The 17848-nt window shown below is 51.2% G+C and carries 14 protein-coding genes and 1 rRNA gene; 12 read left to right on the top strand and 3 right to left on the bottom strand.

Features of this window, described 5'->3' with window-relative positions:
* Window positions 1-2: 2 nt before the first annotated feature.
* The gene (locus CRN95_RS14370; RefSeq protein ID WP_097021267.1) at window positions 3-1400 is read right to left on the bottom strand and encodes a histidine-type phosphatase; all 1398 of its coding nucleotides are present in this window, start codon (window positions 1398-1400) and stop codon (window positions 3-5) included.
* A 167-nt stretch (window positions 1401-1567) separates the two neighbouring features.
* Between CRN95_RS14370 and secA the strand changes: the two genes are divergently transcribed.
* From secA to CRN95_RS14345, 5 genes are all read left to right on the top strand, one after another.
* Window positions 1568-4555 (top strand): preprotein translocase subunit SecA, encoded by a 2988-nt coding sequence (gene secA / locus CRN95_RS14365; protein WP_097021266.1) that lies wholly within the window; start codon window positions 1568-1570, stop codon window positions 4553-4555.
* A 379-nt stretch (window positions 4556-4934) separates the two neighbouring features.
* A complete protein-coding gene (gene tmk, locus CRN95_RS14360; RefSeq protein WP_097021293.1) occupies window positions 4935-5567 on the top strand; it encodes a dTMP kinase in 633 nt (210 codons plus the stop codon).
* Window positions 5564-6664 carry a metallophosphoesterase gene (locus CRN95_RS14355; RefSeq protein ID WP_097021265.1) on the top strand — a complete coding sequence of 367 codons (1101 nt, stop codon included), beginning with the start codon at window positions 5564-5566 and terminating at the stop codon, window positions 6662-6664. Before tmk ends, CRN95_RS14355 begins: the two co-directional genes overlap by 4 nt.
* A gap of 43 nt (window positions 6665-6707) precedes the next feature.
* Window positions 6708-7028, top strand: a complete 321-nt coding sequence (locus CRN95_RS14350) for a nucleotidyltransferase family protein (protein WP_088631467.1) — start codon at window positions 6708-6710, stop codon at window positions 7026-7028.
* An 18-nt stretch (window positions 7029-7046) separates the two neighbouring features.
* Window positions 7047-8888, top strand: a complete 1842-nt coding sequence (locus CRN95_RS14345) for a penicillin-binding protein activator (RefSeq protein ID WP_097021264.1) — start codon at window positions 7047-7049, stop codon at window positions 8886-8888.
* Window positions 8889-9084: 196 nt separating this feature from the next.
* Here CRN95_RS14345 and CRN95_RS14340 read toward each other — a convergent pair whose 3' ends face one another.
* Complete coding sequence (locus CRN95_RS14340; RefSeq protein WP_235003069.1) at window positions 9085-9294, bottom strand: hypothetical protein; 210 nt, start codon at window positions 9292-9294, stop codon at window positions 9085-9087.
* 226 nt (window positions 9295-9520) lie between these two features.
* Here CRN95_RS14340 and CRN95_RS14335 point away from each other — a divergent pair, with 226 nt between their 5' ends.
* Together CRN95_RS14335 and CRN95_RS14330 are read left to right on the top strand one after the other, a co-directional pair.
* Window positions 9521-10456 carry a M48 family metallopeptidase gene (locus CRN95_RS14335; protein WP_235003068.1) on the top strand — a complete coding sequence of 312 codons (936 nt, stop codon included), beginning with the start codon at window positions 9521-9523 and terminating at the stop codon, window positions 10454-10456.
* A gap of 114 nt (window positions 10457-10570) precedes the next feature.
* Window positions 10571-11341, top strand: a complete 771-nt coding sequence (locus CRN95_RS14330; RefSeq protein WP_088631464.1) for a hypothetical protein — start codon at window positions 10571-10573, stop codon at window positions 11339-11341.
* Between the two features lie 17 nt (window positions 11342-11358).
* Here CRN95_RS14330 and CRN95_RS14325 read toward each other — a convergent pair whose 3' ends face one another.
* Complete coding sequence (locus CRN95_RS14325) at window positions 11359-12228, bottom strand: hypothetical protein (RefSeq protein ID WP_097021263.1); 870 nt, start codon at window positions 12226-12228, stop codon at window positions 11359-11361.
* A gap of 193 nt (window positions 12229-12421) precedes the next feature.
* Here CRN95_RS14325 and CRN95_RS14320 point away from each other — a divergent pair, with 193 nt between their 5' ends.
* The 5 genes from CRN95_RS14320 to CRN95_RS14295 all read left to right on the top strand — a co-directional run.
* Complete coding sequence (locus CRN95_RS14320) at window positions 12422-13657, top strand: ABC transporter substrate-binding protein (RefSeq protein ID WP_235003067.1); 1236 nt, start codon at window positions 12422-12424, stop codon at window positions 13655-13657.
* Window positions 13658-13660: 3 nt separating this feature from the next.
* A complete protein-coding gene (locus CRN95_RS14315; RefSeq protein ID WP_097021261.1) occupies window positions 13661-14461 on the top strand; it encodes a cyclic nucleotide-binding domain-containing protein in 801 nt (266 codons plus the stop codon).
* Window positions 14462-14500: 39 nt separating this feature from the next.
* A complete protein-coding gene (gene purM / locus CRN95_RS14310) occupies window positions 14501-15526 on the top strand; it encodes a phosphoribosylformylglycinamidine cyclo-ligase (RefSeq protein WP_088660298.1) in 1026 nt (341 codons plus the stop codon).
* A gap of 217 nt (window positions 15527-15743) precedes the next feature.
* Window positions 15744-17198, top strand: a complete 1455-nt coding sequence (locus CRN95_RS14305) for a glycosyl hydrolase family 5 (protein WP_097021260.1) — start codon at window positions 15744-15746, stop codon at window positions 17196-17198.
* A 588-nt stretch (window positions 17199-17786) separates the two neighbouring features.
* Window positions 17787-17848, top strand: a 16S ribosomal RNA gene (locus CRN95_RS14295); the annotation flags it as partial.

Genomic DNA, 17848 nt, shown 5'->3' with positions numbered 1-17848 from the left:
AGTTAGTTCTTGAGAAGGGCGCTATAGAAGTTACGGACGTCATCCCAGCGGTAGTACGGGGCGGCGGGGCATTGTGTTTTGTCCGCGGCCTTGCATTCGATGGGTAACGTCTGTTCAATTTCATTGTACAAAATTTTGACGAGGATGGGCTTGTTTTTTGATTTGTAAAATACCATCTGCAGGTTTGCTGCCATTGGGATGATTCTAAAGTCGTTCCACTGTTCATGCAACTTGGAGAGGTCCGAAACCTTGGCGTTTGCAACGGGCAACTGCATGAGTGCGGAAAGCGGGAGGAGTGTGGCGTCGTGGCCAAAGCGGAGCGTGGCGGCAATCGGCGCTTGGGTGGCGCGCGCATTTATCGATGTGTCCAATGCAATCGCTTCGTCGGCTTCTTCCAAAATGTTCTGGAGCGTAGGCTTGGCGAAGTTGAGGCCATCGGGGCGGTTGATGAGCGGGCTTGTACCTTCGAGACTGTACCACCAGGCGTTTTGCGCTTTCCAGCGTGCAATTTTTTCTTCAGTTGTGAACAAGTTTACAAAGGTGTCCGCGGGCACTTTGGCGGCTTGGGCGATTTCGTCGAGGAGCGGTTTATCCATCCCTTGGAGCGATGTTGCAATTTCAAAGAAGTGATTGTAGAACCCGTTGGTGTCTACGTTATTTGCAACGTATTTGTAGTCATTGAACAGCTTTTCTAGGAACTGTTGCGGATTGACGTTTTTCCAGAGCTTGTCGCTTTCGTCTGTGTACGTCTTGACTTTGGAATAGTCGAGCTTGCCCCAGTCAAAGGCGCTGATGAACTTCATGTAGCTTTTGCCGGAGATGAGTTCGGAATGGATTTTCGGGTTCAGCGAACGGAGTTCCCCGATGAAGGCGGCCATGCTTACGATGCAGCGGCCGCTCGTGCTCGCATATGACCTGACGTACGGCGTGATCTTTTTCCCGCCGATATTCCAGTCCTTGAAAACGTCCCCAAAATTCTTGGACATGCGGTTTGCAATCCCTTCGTGCTGCTTGACGCCCACTTGCGTGAGGTCTCCTTTGCGGGGGGCCGCCTCGTCTACGAGGACTTTCGTGTAGGCGAGTGCCTGTTTGCCGAGCTCGGTGAGCTTTTGGGCGGAATCTGCCTTGGCGAGAGTTTCAAAGAGGTAGGTGTACTCTTCGCCACTGTGGTGGTAGCGGCTGCCGTGACGCCCGTAATGGCTGATATAGAACGGCTTGTAGCCGGCGGGAGCCTTCGTATATTTAATATTTGCAGGTTCCGGGTACACTAAATAGCCACTAGAAGTGAATTCAGGATGCTTGGCGAGTTCTTCATCGCTAACTTGCGCGTTCACGGGTGCAGCAAGGAAAAATCCCGTCGCGAGTACAAAAATGCCCTTGGCAAAATCCATTTTTTTCATGTCTCCAATATAATATATTGGTGTTGCGGTGTGAGTAAACTAAATCGTTAAAGCCTGTAATCCCCGTAAAAACGCACTTTAAAGGGGCTTTTCAATATGAAACGAAAATATATTTGGCACATCTTTTGCTAACTTTTACCACGTTTAATTTTTAATCAAGGACAACCATGAGCATTGTAGATACAGTACTCCATAAGATTTTTGGTACACCTCATGAACGTAAGGTGAAACAGCTCCGCCCGGTGATTGCAAAGATTCACGAAGCCTGCAAGGCTCTCGCAACGCTCGATGACGCGGAACTTGCTGCAAAGAGCGCTGAATTCCGCGAAAAACTGAATAATGGAGCTACCCTCGACGATATCAAGGTTGATGCCTTTGCCGTATGCCGCGAAGCTTGCGACCGCCGTCTCGGTATCTTCAACATCTTCAAGCCGGAATTTGGCTTTGACTTTAGCCGCCTCGGCCCGGAACTCCAGGAAGCCGTGAACAAGGCTAAGGCAGAACTCGAAAGCGGAAAGAACGAATGGGAAGTCTACCTCCCGGCTGCCCTCTACGCTAAGGTTCGCGAACTCTATCCGGAATCCGTGAAGCCGTTCCGTATGTTGCCTTTCGACGTGCAGATGATCGGTGGCCTCGTGCTCCACGAAGGTGCCATCGCTGAAATGGCTACCGGTGAAGGTAAGACGCTTGCCGCTGCTCTCCCGGTTTACTTGAACGGTCTTTCTGGCCACGGCGTGCATGTGGTGACGGTGAACGATTACCTCGCTGGTCGTGACGCTAAGCAGATGGGCTTGGTCTATAAGTTCCTCGGCCTTACGGTTGGTCTTATTGTGAATGGCCTCGATGCGGAACAGCGCCGTCAAAGCTACAACTCCGACGTGACTTACGGTACCAACAACGAATTCGGTTTCGACTACCTCCGCGACAACATGGCTGTTGAACCGAACCAGCTCGTGCAGCGTGAACTCAACTTCTGTATCGTTGACGAAGTCGACTCCATCTTGATTGATGAAGCCCGTACGCCGCTCATCATCAGTGGTCCTGCCGAAGACGCTACCGAAAAGTATGCAAAGGCAAACGAAATTGCAAAGCAGCTCGTCCGTAACAAGGACTTCTCTGTCGACGAAAAGGACAAGAACATCCAGTTTACCGAAAAGGGCGTGCTCCACATCCAGGACTTGATGCACATTACGAACCTCTATGGCGAACATGCCGACTGGGTTCACTTCCTCGATAACGCTCTCCGCGCTTGGTACCTCTTCGAAAAGGATGTCGACTATATCGTCCGTGACGGTGAAATTATCATCGTCGACGAAAATACGGGCCGCTTGATGGAAGGCCGCCGCTACTCCAACGGTATCCACCAGGCCATCGAAGCCAAGGAAAACGTGCAGATCCGTCGCGAAAACCAGACGCTTGCAACGATTACGTTCCAGAACTACTTCCGTATGTACAAGAAGCTCTCCGGTATGACCGGTACGGCTGAAACCGAAGCAACGGAATTCATCAAGATTTACAACATGAACACGTGGGTCATTCCGACAAACAAGCCGTGCATCCGTAAGGACTTGCAGGACCTCGTTTATAAGTCCGAAGATGCCAAGTGGCGCGCCATTGTTGCTGAAATCAAGGAACGCCATGCAAAGGGCCAGCCGCTCCTCGTGGGTACGGCTTCCATTGAAAAGTCCGAAATCCTCCACGGCATGCTCGAAAAGGAAGGCATCCCGCACGAAGTCTTGAACGCCAAGAACCATGGCCGCGAAGCTGAAATCATTCAGTACGCTGGTCACAAGGACAAGGTGACGATTGCAACGAACATGGCTGGTCGTGGTACTGACATTGCTCTTGGACCGGGAGTGACTGAACTCGGCGGTTTGCATGTGCTCGGTACGGAACGCCATGAATCTCGCCGTATTGATAACCAGTTGCGCGGTCGTTCCGGTCGTCAGGGTGACCCGGGTTCTAGCCAGTACTTCCTCTCCCTCGACGATAACCTGATGCGTATCTTCGGTGGTGACAACGTCAAGAACCTCATGAACCGTTTTGGCGTGGGCGAAGACGAAGTGATTACCCACCCGATCGTTTCCCGTTCCATCCGTGGTGCACAGCGCCGCGTCGAAAGTCAGAGCTTCGATATCCGTAAGCACTTGCTCGACTACGATAACGTGATGAACGAACAGCGCAAGGTGATTTACGGGCTCCGCCGCCGCATCTTGAACGGTGAAGATATCCGTGACGAAATCATGAACCGCATCGAAGACGCTTGCGATATCAAGGTTTCTAACTACATCCCGGCAAAGAGCTATGCGGAACAGTGGAACCTCGAAGGCTTGCACGAAGACTTGCAGCGCACGCTCGGCATGGAATACAGCCTTACGCTTGAAGATGCTGTTTCGAAGACGCCGGAACAGGTGCTCGATGAAATCATCGACCTTTGCAAGGTGCGTTACGACAAGCTCACGAAGATTATTCCGGATGCCGACTTCCGCAATATCGAACGCCGCTTCCTCCTCATGACGATTGACCAGGTGTGGAAGGAACACTTGTATGCTATGGACCAGCTGAAGGATGCTATCCGCTTCCACGGATACGCCCAGAAGGATCCGCTGATGGTCTACAAGAACGACGGCTTCAAGATGTTCGAAAGCTGCATGGAAAAGATTGCAACGCTTACGGCTCTCCGCATTTTGAACATCCGCATCACGCTCCCGAACGGTGTGACGGTTTCTCCGGACCAGCTCCAGCTCAAGAGCCAGGAACAGATCGATGCCGAACGCAAGGCTGCTGAAGAAGCCGCCGCTGCCGCAGGTAACGCTGGCGATGCTAATGCAGAAAGTCATCCTGAGCAAAGCGAAGGATCCAGTGAAGGTTCTTCCGAACAGCTGAGTGCCGAAGGTGCAAAGGCCGCAGGTCTCGCCGGTCAGGCAGCTTCTTCTGAAACGAACGCCCTTTCTGAAGATCAGCAGGCACAGCCGATGCCGCAGAGCGCACTCCCGGGCACTCGCCCGAACCGCTCCGCTGCCGCTAACGCCGCCCTTGCTGCCGCTGTGAAGCGCGCCCAGCAGCAGGCTGGTGCAAAGCTCGGCCGCAATGACCTCTGCTGGTGTGGTTCTGGCCTCAAGTACAAGAAGTGCCACGGCAAGGACGTTGAATAATTCGGAATTGTCATGCCCGATTTAATCGGGCATCTCCTTCCAAGAATCGCGAGCACTCTCGCATAAAACGTAATTGAAAAAATCCTCGGCTTCCCCGCCGAGGATTTTTTTTACATCCATAAAAAAAAAGCGAGATATTCAGTTTGTTTTGAATAAATAAGAATTCGTCGAGAGAATAAAGCGTCGGCCAAGGTATATTCTTCGCAGTAGCGTGCAAAACGAGTGTTGCGACGGGCTGCTTGCAGACCGGCATAACCGAGTGAAGCCGCTGACGCCGTAGGCGTCAACTCCGAGCTGGGGCCCCGCCCGCATGATGTACTTTTATGAAATAAGAAAAAGCCATTGGCGCCCACTCAAAAAAATTTGCATATTTGTTCTTATGAAAACTGCGAAGAATTTTTTTAGCCTCGAAGGCATTGATGGTTCCGGAAAGTCCACACAAATCGACATGCTCGTCCGCGTGCTGGAATCCGAAGGCCACAAGGTCGTGAGGCTGCGCGAACCCGGTGGCGCCAAAATTTCCGAACGCATTCGCGAGCTCTTGCTTGACCCCGCTTTCAAGGGCATCATGGCAGACGATACCGAACTCTTGCTGTACAATGCCGCCCGTGCCCAGGTGATTCACGAAATCATTAAACCCGCACTCGATGCAGGGAACATCGTCATCGCTGACCGTTTTGCATGGAGCACATTTGCTTACCAAGGTTATGCCCGCGGGCTCGGTGCTGATAAAGTCCAGCGCCTTACGGAACTCACTTGCGGAGGCTGCTTCCCGGAACTCACTGTAGTTCTCGACTTGACCGTCGAATCAAGCCGCAAGCGCATGGCCATTCGTGGTGGCGCCCCCGACCGCCTCGAAAGCGAAAAGGCTGAATTCTTCGAGCGTGTCCGCGAAGGTTACCTCGCCGCAGGCCGCGATTATAGCGATTGCGTGAGTGTCGTCAATGCTGACCGCACTCCCGACGAAGTACACAGCGATGTCCTTTCACTTATTAAAGCGAAACTGAAATGATCTTTTTCTTCATACTCATCTTTGGCGTATTCTTCCTGTTCTTTAACGTGAGAATGGTGGCGCCCGGAATCAAAGGGAGCGTCATTGCCGGTATTTCGGTAATCCTCCTCCCCCTCTGTTTTTTGTTTAGAACAACTTATTTTGCATCGCTTGGCATGTCGTTTTTTGCGGTCTGGCTTAGCGAGGCGCTTTTCCTCTATATCCTTTGGTGGATTGCTCGTGGCATCCGTCGCGCTGTCGTCAAGAAGCCGCTCGATCAACGCGTCGCCATTTCGGTGGCGAGACTTTTGTTCTTTGTTTCCGTTCTCTTGACGGTCATCTTCCGCATTGCAGGCACAGGTGCAAACGACAATTTCCATGTTCGCGAGTTCAAGATTGCCGTCCCGACAGAAAAGGAATTTACGGCGTTCTTCTTTAGCGACCTCCACATCGATCCGCTTTTCAAGCGCGAAAAGATGGAACGCATTGTGCATGTAAGCGATAGCCTCCACCCGGACCTGGTGCTGTTTGGCGGTGACTTCTCGGATGTCGTGGATTCGACACTTTCTGCCTGGGAGTACGACTTCCTGGTGCAAAAGCTTGCCGCGACCGCCAGGATGGCAGCGATTGCCATCGACGGGAATCACGAAGGGTTCCTCGAACGTGAAGGCAGCGACTTTAAAAAATGGATGCAGAATAACGGTTTCGTCGTGCTGGAAGACTCCACCGTCTGCACGCCGTTTGCCTGCATTACCGGCCGTATAGACCACAACGTTGCCAAGATTCGCGATATCGAGCGAAAGCCGCTCTTTGGCTTGCGCCCTACAGTCGAAGAATCGAATCTCCCCTGGCTTCTCCTCGATCATCAGCCACGCGGAATCGAAGAAGACCACCCTGGCCGCCGTCCCGACTTTGCCATGTCCGGACACACGCATAATGGCCAGTTCTTCCCGGGAACGCTCATTATCAATTGGGTTTGGCGCCTTGCTTATGGAATTGGCGAACTGGATCAGGTCAAGTGGCTTGTTTCTAGCGGTGTCGATTCCTGGGGCCCCCCTGTCCGTATCGGTAGCGATACCGAAGTCTGGTTCCTCCGTTTTGTACCCGACAGACTGTAATGGCAGTCAGTGTCAAAATACATTAACTATATTTTAGCGAACTATGACTCTTTGTTTAGAATCGGATCAGTTAGAAACCGTGCAAAGGATTCTTGGACTCCATTTTGAGGGGTTCGAAGTTTGGGCGTACGGAACACGTGTCACGGGTGTGGATTTGACCCCGGATACGGATTTGGAATTGGCTGTCATTTCGGACTCCCCTATTTCTCTCGATGATATGACTTCGGTGGAAAAGGCATTTGTCGAAAGCGGACTTCCTTTCCGTGTTGATATCGTTGACTGGTCGAAGCTCCCCGAATCTCTTCAAAAGCAAATCAAGAAAGAACATTCAGTCGTTCAGGAGGCCGCCGATAGCTTCCAGTAAGACCGGCGAGGTTTAATTATGAATCGCTTGTTTCCTTTATTTTTAGCAGCAGTCCTCTCCACCTCTGTTTTTGCGCAGGATGATGTTGAACGCGTAAAGTCTGTGGTCAAGAACGGTCGCTGCTCGGATGCAATTGCACCGCTGCAAAAGATTTACAGCTCCTCGTTCCGCAAGATTGAAGGCGAAAAGGCTTCCGTGATGCTTGCCGAATGTTATTTGCGTACAGGCAAAAAGGATGATGCTTACGACGTGGCATCCCGCTTCCTGGAATACCATGTGAAGTCCGCCTACCGCGAACGAATGGAGCTTGCCCGCGCTGTTATTGATGTCGAAAAGGGCTCCGTGTTCGATGGTGTCGAAGCCATGCTCCGCGTGCTTTCTTATTCGACCAACCCGGCTGCAAGGTCTCGTGCTAAAGATGTCGCCATTCAGACTTTGGCCGCATCCCTCCTTACGGCAGACCAGCTTCAGGCTTTGCTTGAAAAGTATCCCGTTGATCGCGAAGTGATGGGTTGGATGCAGCTCCAGCTTGGTCGCGAATGCCAGAACGCCAAGCGTTACCGCGCTGCTAGATACTGGTACAAGAAGGTCCTCAAGACGACTTCTTCCGAGAATTTGCAGAAGACCGCCAAGAAGGGCATCAGCGCTCTTGAAGGTCTCGGCGCCGGTCTTCCGACTGTGCTCGTGCTTGCTCCGCTTTCCGGCGATTTTGCCGAATTCGGTGCCGCCGCTGTGCAGGGTTCTCTCCTCGCTTACGAACAGGCAAACCTCAAGGGCAAGGTGAACATAATCTTCCAGGACACGCACGCCGATGCCGCTATCGCTCTTATGCGTACGCAACGCGCTGTGAACCAGGATAGCATTATCGCTATTATTGGTCCTATCATGAGTGCTCCGGCAACGTCTGTTGCTGCATGGCTTGGTGCAAACTTCCAGCATGTGCCGATGCTTACTCCGACTGCAACGGATGCTGGCATCGCAAAGCTTGGCCCGAACATCTTCCAGGTGAACCTCACCATGGACATCCTCGCCCAGACGATTGCGGACTTCGCTATCAAGTGCCTCGACATCCGCGAATTTGGCGTGATGAGCCCGCTCGGCGATTTCGGTACGGCCATGTCCGAAAGCTTTACCCGTGCTGTTGAACGTCGTGGTGGTGATGTTGTCGGCTTCCGCAATTACGAAGAAGGCCGTCCGGACTACAAGACGGAATTCAACCTCATGCGCGATGTCCGCTTCAATCAGGAAAACCGCCGTCGCAATATCGCTAAGGGCGTGAATGATCTGAGCTCTGTGAACCCGCGTGACCGCAAGCTTTACCTCGCCGACTCTACCGTTGAATTCCCGGGCCTCTTCATTCCGGCAACAAATCCGGCAGATGCAGGTGCCATGGTGAGCCAGGCCGCATTCAACAAGGTTTCCGGCACATATCTCGGAACATCCGGCTGGTATGGTCGTGAACTTTTGATTCAGGGCAAGCGCCTTGTCGAAGGTTCTTACTTCAGCGTTCCGAGCATCGACATGAACAAGGGGAACACCGCCTACACGAACTTCGTGAAGGACTTCACGGCTCGATGGGGCGTGGAACCGGGTGAAGACAAGGTAAGCGGTCTCAGCTACGATGCCGCAAACATCATCTTTACTTCGCTTGCCGCTGTGACGGGCAAAGACGATGACATGACGCATTACATCAATGCGACCAAGGACTTCAAGGGCATTTACGGTGACATCCAGTTCCGTCGCGGTGCAAATGCCAATACGAAGATCATTACGGTGAACAAGGGCAAGTTCGAAGTCGTGACGACCTGCGAACGCCAGGACAAGGCAAAAGAATCCGCCAAGTCCAAGAAAAAGAAGTAACGCACTCGTCGTCCTGAGGGCAAAGCCCGAAGGACCCAGTCAAGTCTTGATTTGCACTCGTCATCCTGAGCGAATGCGAAGGATCCAGTTAAGTCTAGTAGTTGCACAAGCTTTAAAAAAGAACCCTGCGGCTTTGCCACAGGGTCCTTTTGTTTCTGCCGCTACTGCGGCTATCACATAATATAGCTCCGTAAGGTTAGCTATTTGCGGCGATGCATGCCGCTACGAAATCTGCCGATTCACCTTGCTGGTAATAGGTGTAAAGGTTAGAGTCGTCCATGATGTCTTCTAGATTGACGCCGCTGGTGGAGGTCAGCTCGTCTTTGATGCGAGCCTTGAATGCCTGGAATCCCGTGTGGAGCAGGTAGTAGAGTGCTGCGGTCTGTGTTTTGTGGAGCATCTTCATGGTGGCCTCCATAGAAAAGAGTTGTTGTGGCACCTGGATGAATTCTTGTAAGTCTTCTTCTGATAACCACTTAGCTACATTTTTCTTGACAGACTGTTAATAAGATGTTTATTTCTTATTAACATCTATTGTATTTATACATTTTTTTTGCTCCGCAAACAAGCTCTGCCATATTCCAAAATGGAAGGTGGTATGGCGAAACAAAAGTTTCTAAATTGCGCTTATAATGTTTTCGAGAATCATCGCACCGCTTTTAATGGTTGCCGGCATTTCGTTTGCCGACGAACTTTCTTTTGCACTTTCTCCGGCGCAAAATGCACTTGCCGAACAGGTGACGCAAAAGACGATGGAACTCAATTACGTTGAAGCTTTCAATTTGGCCCGCAAGCTTCGCCTCGAAAACGACGGTGTCGGCTGCGTGTTCCAGAACATCATCCGCGTGAGCATGTACGACGACAAGGGCGATACGACATCGCTCAAGGTCGCCGCCAAGAATCTTGAAACCTGCAAGACCGAAGGTCTGTGGGATGCGCTCCGCAATTTCGAGATTGGCTACGTGCTTACCGAGACGGGCCACTCCGTTAAGGGCGCCATGCAGACTCGCTCGGCCGCAAGCCAGTTCGAAGATGCCAAGGATTATGAATCCAAGGCCTTCTATGCGATTTACGCGTACTATGTCGATAACAGCTTTGGCTGGCTTCCGTTCAAGTCCGACAATCGCGAGGCTTACCTCAAGATTCTTGATTCCGGCTCCCTGCGTTCGACACGTTTCTGGCCGTTGTTCCTGACGCCGCTCATCTGGATGCACTACGACCGCAAGGACTACAAGACGGGCCTTTCGCTTGCTGAACGCGGCCTCAAGAAGGCCCCGAATCATCCGGTGATGCTCCAGATCAAGGCCGATATGCTTTACAGGCTCGAACGCTACGACGAAGCCGCCGCTATTTACGAAAAGAGCGCCGCCGATTACCTCGAGCGCACAGGCAAGTCCATTCGCTATTGGTGTTCTATCTTGAACCTCATCCGCATCTATCACGATGCCGGTGATAATGCGAAGTCGGCAGAACAGCGCAAAAAGCTCAATGATCCGGACTATCAGAAAATGAAAAAGTGGATGCCCGGTTCGCTCATCGACGACCTTACCGATCGCAAGCTGATTTAGTTTTTAGCCATATCCCGTATTGTTTCTAAAAATTATCAAAAAAATATCGAAATAAATTCGGCAAAAAAGCGTGTTAATAAAGTAGAAGCTCATTAACACATCAGGAGGTTTTTTATGCCGAGCAAGTTGTCCGTTTTGCGGGTTGGCTTCTTTTTGGACGGTTATACGCTTAAGAAGGTCAACGAGTATTATCTCAAGTACCACAAGTTCCATTCCCGCCTGGATTTTAGAGAACTCAAGGGCTGGGTGAGGGATTACGTGATGAGGCTGTTTGGCCGTGAAGGGTGCATCGTCGAACTGGAGTCGCATTATTACCATCCGTACGAGAGGAGTTTTGACGTTGCCGAACCGACGGAGGAGAACGGTTTGGACCGTCTGGAAAAGCAGCTCATGCTCGCCGGGTTCGAGGTGCATTACAATGCCTCTGCAGATGCAAAAAAGCTGGGGCCGAACATGCAGCTTGTCGAGGACGCATATCTTTATGCGTATTACCGCAAGATTGATGTTCTCGTTTTGTTGAGTACGCAGGGGCAGTATTCATCATTGCCGGAACGGCTCAAGAGGGTGGGGGTTCCTATGCTTCTTTTGGGGTGGAATTTCGATTATGAGAGAGGGAATACCAAAGTGTTCTGGAGGACGGATTCATGCCTACGCGAGTTGAGCGGTTATTATGTCGCCATGGAGGAGGTCGCCGAAAAATACCCTCCTAAGCGTAGTGCCGCGAAAAATCTATTCATGCTGCCATATGGCATGCATTCATCAAAGAGAACGAATGTGTGGAATACGTACTTGCAAGAAATCATGGCTTCTCTGGACAATCCGGAACCTGAATGCAAGAGCAATTGCAGGTATGAAAAAAGCCCCGCGTTAGCGAGGCTCGGTTAGCATAAACTAATTGAATCTTAGATTTTGTCCAACTGTTTCTTGGTCCAGGGACTTAAGAATGTCCAGCCTATGCGGAGACCCACGAACCAGGTATCGCCATCGTTGTCAGTGTTGAAGCTGTGCGTATCGAGCTTTTCACCTTCGACGTCAAGTTCATTGTAGCGTACGGCGCGGTAACCGCCATAGAGGCCGATGGAGAACTGTTCGAACTGGAGGCGGGCTTCGAGTTCGGAGTTGAATGTGGCGGCCATGGTGCTGTAGTAGCGGTCGCGCATGAGAGTTTGGGACTTGTTACTTTCGCTCGTGACAACGTAGTTAGAGGTAAAGTGGATGTTCATCATGTTGAAGCCGATACCTACAGCAGGGATCAAGTTGAAGAACGCGTCTTCGCCGAGAAGTTTCCAGCCGAACATCCAGTCGGCACCATAGTTAAACCAGCGTGCGTCGTAGAGGGGGAATGATGCAGTGCTGCCAGTGGGGACGCCCGTGGAGTCCATAGCGTATGCGGTAACTGTGGATCTCGGTCTTTCGGATATCTGCGTGATGGCGAAGTTGATGCTGAACCATGTGAGGAACTGCTTGTACTGCGCACCGATATTGAAGTGGAGGTTGGGGTAGTACTTGTTGAACTTGCTGTATTTTGCGGAACCGTAGTAAAGGGAAGTGTCGGAACCGCTCTTGTACTTGAGGCCGCCAACTGCAAAGGGGACTGCGTTCACGTAGTCGTGGAATCCGGAGAACATGCCACGGAAATCACCGCCAAAAGAAATGAATCCGCGGATGTGGTCCTTGTCGTAAAATCCTTCTTCGGCAGCGGAGGAATTACTGGCAAATGCAAGAATGCTAAATACCGCGGCCAAGCACAAAGAGGCTATTTTTGTCTTCATAAAGGCTCTCTCCTAATAGGAATCTCAAAAAAGAGATATTAAGTCAAACAATAAAATACATTATCTTCCGGTTTTGTGCATGAAATTTTACGATAGATTGTTGAAAATCAAGAAATTAAGCCTGTTTTGCCATTCGTTCCATGGGTTGCGGTTTAGTTTTTCGGAATGTTTGCCTTGTGTTTCACGTTCGGGTTTGTTATCGCTTTTGTGGGGTGGCGCCTTGGTTGGTGGGGTATTCCTGACTGGGTGTCGTGAAGCGCCGAAGGATTTGCAGGCGAAAACGTCGGTGGAAAAGTGCAGCGAATCGGTTCAATTCGAATCGGTCGAGAGCGACTATTTCTCGATTGGCAAACTGTGCGGGGTGGATGTCGCTGTTGTGCGTTCCGTGGTCGGCAAGGATACGCTCGTCCACAAGTACGTGATGATGGATTCTGCTGCGGCTGCTCTCGGGACGGATTTGCAACGTCGGGGGTTCCCAGAAGAGTGGCTTTCGGCGGTTGTATTGCGTGTGCCGCTCAATCGTGTGGCTGCTCTTTCGACTTCGCAGGTCGGCTACATGCTCAGGCTCGGGCTCCGCGATAACATTGTCGGTGTCTCGGACGGGCAGTATATCGTGGATAGCATTTTGTATGAACGTGCAAAAAATAAATCTGTAGCGAGTATCGGTTACGATGCGGGCGCCTTGGAAAAGCTGATGGCGCTGAATCTGGACTTGGTGCTTGACTTTACTACAGGCGGTGATTACGATAACTACGAACAAATTGCACGCACGAATCTTCCGTTGATGCTTACGTCCGAGTGGCAGGAAAATACTCCGCTTGCAAAACTGGAATGGATTAAGTTGTACGGAATCCTGTTTGGAATTCGTCCGCTTGCCGATTCTATTTACAGACAAGAGAAAGAAAAGTACGAAACGCTAAAGGCTTTGATTGCTTCTACAGACTCCCTCTCGTCTCTCGTTTCTCGTCATTCGTCTGAACATTGCCCTAGAGTTCTCGCCGGCATGTCCTATGGCGGTGTGTGGCATGCTTCTGGCGGTAAAAGCTTTACGGCAAACTTGGTTCGCGATGCGGGAGGCTGCTATGTGTGGGCTTCCGATACTTCACGTGAACTCACGTTCTCTTTCGAAGAAGTCTATGCGCTTGCCGATAGCGTGGACATGTGGGTGAATCCGTCTGCGTTTGGTACTGTCGATGAAATTCTCTCGCTGGAGCCTCGCGTGAAAAATATCAAGGCATTCAGGGATAAGCTAGTTTTCCAGAATGATGGGCTTAAGGGCCCCGGGGCAGGTAATGATTTTTACGAAGGAGCCATCACTCGACCGGCAGAACTCCTGTGGAATCTTACAAAATGCATAAAAGGCTCCGTTCCGAGGGTAAATTCGATTGACACCAGTTACAAATGGTACAGAAATATCTATAATTTTTAGCGTATGATGTCACACACAGGTATTGGAGATTGGATTTCTGCTCAGTATGACCTTGGTGTACCGTTCTTGCAACAGGTGCCCAGGGAATATGCGGACTATCTGCTTTTAAATTCGCAGATTCGCGAATACGATGCTGGCGAAATCATCCTCCAGGGCGGAGTCGAAGGCGACTGCTTCTGCGTCTTGCAGAGCGGACGCGTTGTCATTTGCGGCCAGATTCTGTCCGATGGCCATTACAGCGCGCTTGCGACTTTGGAAAGCGGCTCCTGTTTTGGCGAAATGTCTATCCTGTGTGGCGAACCTACCGCCAATACGATTATTGCCGCCGAAGACGGCTGCACGGTGCTTCACATTCCGAAGGCGGAATTTTTGAAGTTCCTCGACAAGAATCCGAGTGCCTTGCTTTACCTCTACAAGGTGATGGCGGATCGTCTCCGTGCAAAGAATCAGGCGCTTGATGAATTCGAACGCTTGTCGCTTTTGGCTTCGGCGAAGGTTCTCCCGTTTATTGATTTTGCGCAGACGATGGAAAAGAGCCGCATTACCGGAACGGTCATTTTCGAATGCTCCGGTGAATCGGGCTTTATCGCTTTCCAGGACGGCCGAATCTGCTGTGCCAAGTGCGGCAAGCTTGCAGGTCCGGATGCACTCGAAAAGATGCTTTCCTGGGGTGACGAGACATTGTTCAAGCTGGATACGCATGTGATGCCCGACGTTATAAACATCAACCAGATGTCGGATACCACAAGCCTCATCCTTGATGCGCTCAGAAATATTGATGAAAAACAAAGTGCCCGTAAATAGGGCCAAATCGCTGCCCGCTCGTAGGGCAAAGGAAAAAAGATGAATTACGCAGACGCAGGAGTTTCCTTGGCACGTGCCGATGAGGCAATGGTCGGTGTCAAGAAGTCCGTCCGTACCACATTCAACCAGGGCGTTCTCGGCGACGTGGGCAACTTCGGTGGCCTGTTCACGCTGAACCACCTCGGCATGAAGGACCCTGTCCTCGTGAGCTCCGTCGACGGCGTGGGCACCAAGCTCAAGGTCGATATCGAAATGGGCACGCACGAACTGCCGGGCCAGGACATCGTGAACCACTGCTGTGACGATATCCTCGTTCAGGGCGCACGTCCGCTGTTCTTCCTCGACTACGTGGCTACGGGCCGCTTGGAACCGGGTGTCATGGACAAGCTGGTTGCCGGTATGGCCAAGGCCTGTCGCGAAAACGATCTCGTTCTGATTGGCGGTGAAACTGCTGAAATGCCGGGCTTCTACGGTCCGGGCGACTATGACATTTCCGGTACTATCGTGGGTGTCGTGGAACGCGAAAACATCATTGACGGCAAGAAGATCAAGCCGGGTACCATTATCCTTGGCCTGCCTTCTACGGGTCTCCACACCAACGGTTACTCTCTCGCCCGTAAGGTGTTGTTCGACGTGGCCGGCTACAAGGTCGACACGGTCGTGGACGGCATGGACAAGTCCATCGGCGAAGCTCTTGCCACTCCGCACCGCAGTTACTACCCGAGCCTCATCGACCTCTGCAACAAGAAGAAGATTCAGGGCCTTGCTCACATCACCGGTTCGGGCTACCAGGGCAACATCCCGCGTATCCTTCCGGACAACGTTGACGTGATTATCGACCGCACCACGTGGGATCCTCCGATGATCTTCAAGCTCATCCAGCAGGCTGGCTCTGTTGAAAAGGACGAAATGTACTCCACGTTCAACATGGGCATGGGCATGCTTATCTTCATCGACCCGGCTGACAAGGCTGAAGTCGTCGCTCACCTCGAAGCTAAGGGTGAAAAGTGGACGCAGATCGGTGAAGTCGTCGCCGGCACCAAGCAGGTGAAGTTCCGCGACTAGTCATTAGTAGTTGGTCATTGGTTATTGGTTTAAATAATCGCGCCTTTGGCGCCTAACTAAGGCTGATGACTATTGGCTAATAGCTAATAACCAAAAGGCTTGCACGCAAGTGCGGCCTTTTTTTGTTCCAACTCACATAACAGCTTTCAAAAAACTTTTTTTCGTGCCTTTTGTTGGAATAAAATCTAATTTTTGACGAGGTGTGAAAAGGAAAAATATGAAAAAACTTTTACTGAGTTCTTTATTGGCTGCAGGTGCTTTTTCAATGTTCAGCGCCTGCTCTGATGACCCCGTTACCGCTTCTTCTCCTATTGCGGCTCCGACGTCGAGCGATTCGGGCTATTTTCCGGGTGCTTCTAGCAGTTCCAGCGCAATTGCTCCGATTCCGGGTTCTAGCTCTGCTGTAGTGCCAGGCTCTAGTGGTTCTAATCCGCTTTCCAGTTCTTCTAGTGTTGTTCCGTCGAATCCGCTTTCGAGTTCTAGCGTGGTTGCTCCGGTTCCGGGTTCTAGCTCCAGCGTCGTTAATCCGTCTCAGTCTAGTTCGTCTGTAAATCCGACATCTAGCGCAACTCCGGGTTCTTCTGCTGTTGAAAGCTCTAGCAGCAATGGGCCTGTCAAGACTGTTGGCAATCCCGAAGAAGACATTAAGTTGTACCCTGTGCCAACGCTCAAGAATATTCTTGGCAATGGCACTAGTGGCTGGAATACCCGCTATTGGGACGCCTGTAAGGCTCACTGCTCCCAGACGAGTACCGATGGCGCCGAAGGCAAGCCCAAGATCAATACTCAGGAAGAATACGCGGCTAGCCATTATACGGCACGCGTCTGCAATATCAACGACATTGAAATTCCTACGTTTACCTATAGCAAGGGCTTGGAACGCTACTGGATCGGTATCCAGAATACGCCAAACGCATGCCAGGAAGCAGACCCTGCATCTGGTGGCGGCTTTACCTGTACCGACATGGCCCCTGTAGCTGTGAATGATACTTTGGCATATGCTTTCGTTGCTGGTAGCGATGCGACAACTTCGTGTGGCAAGTGCTTCCATTTGCAGTATGACGGTAGCTTTAAGGATGCCGATGGCAATAATGCTCCCAAGGGAACGCACAAGGCTCTTAAGGGTAAGCATATCATCGTGATGGCATCCAACATCGGTCACGACGTGAAGCCTGGCCAGTTCGACCTCATGGTTCCGGGTGGTGGACCGGGTATCTTCAATGCCCTGCAGCTTCAGATCACTAAGCCCGGCATTGAATGGGGTGCCACTTACGGCGGTTTCTTGACATACTGCCAGAACGGAGAGAAGTGCGGTTATGATGGTACGCTGGAATGCTACCAGAGTTGCGTCAACGAAATGTGCGACGCTGCCTTTGGTGACTCCAACTATCCGAACCTGCTCCGTGGCTGTCACTGGTTTGCCGATTGGTTTATGGCTGCCGACAACCCGACCTATCAGTGGGAAGAAGTCGAATGCCCGCAGTACTTGGTTGACAAGTACGAGACGACTATCAGCAGATCCATTGAAACCAAGATTCTGTTCCAGTCAGATTGGTCTAAATACAAGGGCGGTGAATTTATCACCACAGACGCTTGCAGCGGCACACCCAACGATCAGCACGAATACTGCGATCCAGACCAGTTGGCTGCAGACAAGGCAAAGACCTACTAGTCCTGTGTAAGAACGAATTTATTTGAAATGTTGTCCCGGAAGCATTGCTCCCGGGATTTTTTTTGCACGGTCGCTAAGCTGGTTGATGAGCCTGTCGAATTAGCCGAAGTGTCCGCGCAGTCACCCTGGCTTGAACCTGCCCTGGACGAGTTCCGGGATGCCGGAATTGCCTTTTTTCACTCTTGTCACCCTGAATTTTACCCCGTCATCCTGAGCAGAGCGAAGGATCCAGTCGCTTTTCGTGTTTTGGCGCCCCGGCCTCCGCCCCCTGCCAAAAAAGATTTCTGTTTACAGAATGTGGATAATGTGTAGTGCCGGCGGCATACATCCCGTTTTTATCGAAAAAAGTGAAAAAAAGTGAATTTTTTTCACAATTACCCCTTGCAAATGTTCGTGAAAATTCTATAATTGGCGCCGTTCCTGAGAGACGAGGCCGAAACGAAGAAACGAAAGTCGAGAACGAAGGAAAAAGCGAAAGCCCGCGAGACTTTCGGGAAGATTGAAGGAATCGGAGATGTGCTTAGTGACGGCCCAAGAAAATTTCTTGGAAGTCAAATTTACGAAAAACAGGACAGACTATTTAGAAAATCAATGAAGAGTTTGATCCTGGCTCAGAACGAACGCTGGTGGCGTGTCTTATACATGCAAGT

The organism is Fibrobacter sp. UWB16, from assembly GCF_900215325.1.
Lineage (GTDB): Bacteria > Fibrobacterota > Fibrobacteria > Fibrobacterales > Fibrobacteraceae > Fibrobacter.
This window is presented reverse-complemented; position numbering and strand designations above follow the sequence as displayed.

Bases quoted from the DNA above. Each gene is read 5' to 3' on its own strand.
- CRN95_RS14370 (WP_097021267.1), bottom strand. From the start codon at position 1,400: ATGAAAAAAATGGATTTTGCCAAGGGCATTTTTGTACTCGCGACGGGA.
- secA (WP_097021266.1), top strand. From the start codon at position 1,568: ATGAGCATTGTAGATACAGTACTCCATAAGATTTTTGGTACACCTCAT.
- tmk (WP_097021293.1), top strand. From the start codon at position 4,935: ATGAAAACTGCGAAGAATTTTTTTAGCCTCGAAGGCATTGATGGTTCC.
- CRN95_RS14355 (WP_097021265.1), top strand. From the start codon at position 5,564: ATGATCTTTTTCTTCATACTCATCTTTGGCGTATTCTTCCTGTTCTTT.
- CRN95_RS14350 (WP_088631467.1), top strand. From the start codon at position 6,708: ATGACTCTTTGTTTAGAATCGGATCAGTTAGAAACCGTGCAAAGGATT.
- CRN95_RS14345 (WP_097021264.1), top strand. From the start codon at position 7,047: ATGAATCGCTTGTTTCCTTTATTTTTAGCAGCAGTCCTCTCCACCTCT.
- CRN95_RS14340 (WP_235003069.1), bottom strand. From the start codon at position 9,294: ATGAAGATGCTCCACAAAACACAGACCGCAGCACTCTACTACCTGCTC.
- CRN95_RS14335 (WP_235003068.1), top strand. From the start codon at position 9,521: ATGTTTTCGAGAATCATCGCACCGCTTTTAATGGTTGCCGGCATTTCG.
- CRN95_RS14330 (WP_088631464.1), top strand. From the start codon at position 10,571: ATGCCGAGCAAGTTGTCCGTTTTGCGGGTTGGCTTCTTTTTGGACGGT.
- CRN95_RS14325 (WP_097021263.1), bottom strand. From the start codon at position 12,228: ATGAAGACAAAAATAGCCTCTTTGTGCTTGGCCGCGGTATTTAGCATT.
- CRN95_RS14315 (WP_097021261.1), top strand. From the start codon at position 13,661: ATGATGTCACACACAGGTATTGGAGATTGGATTTCTGCTCAGTATGAC.
- purM (WP_088660298.1), top strand. From the start codon at position 14,501: ATGAATTACGCAGACGCAGGAGTTTCCTTGGCACGTGCCGATGAGGCA.
- CRN95_RS14305 (WP_097021260.1), top strand. From the start codon at position 15,744: ATGAAAAAACTTTTACTGAGTTCTTTATTGGCTGCAGGTGCTTTTTCA.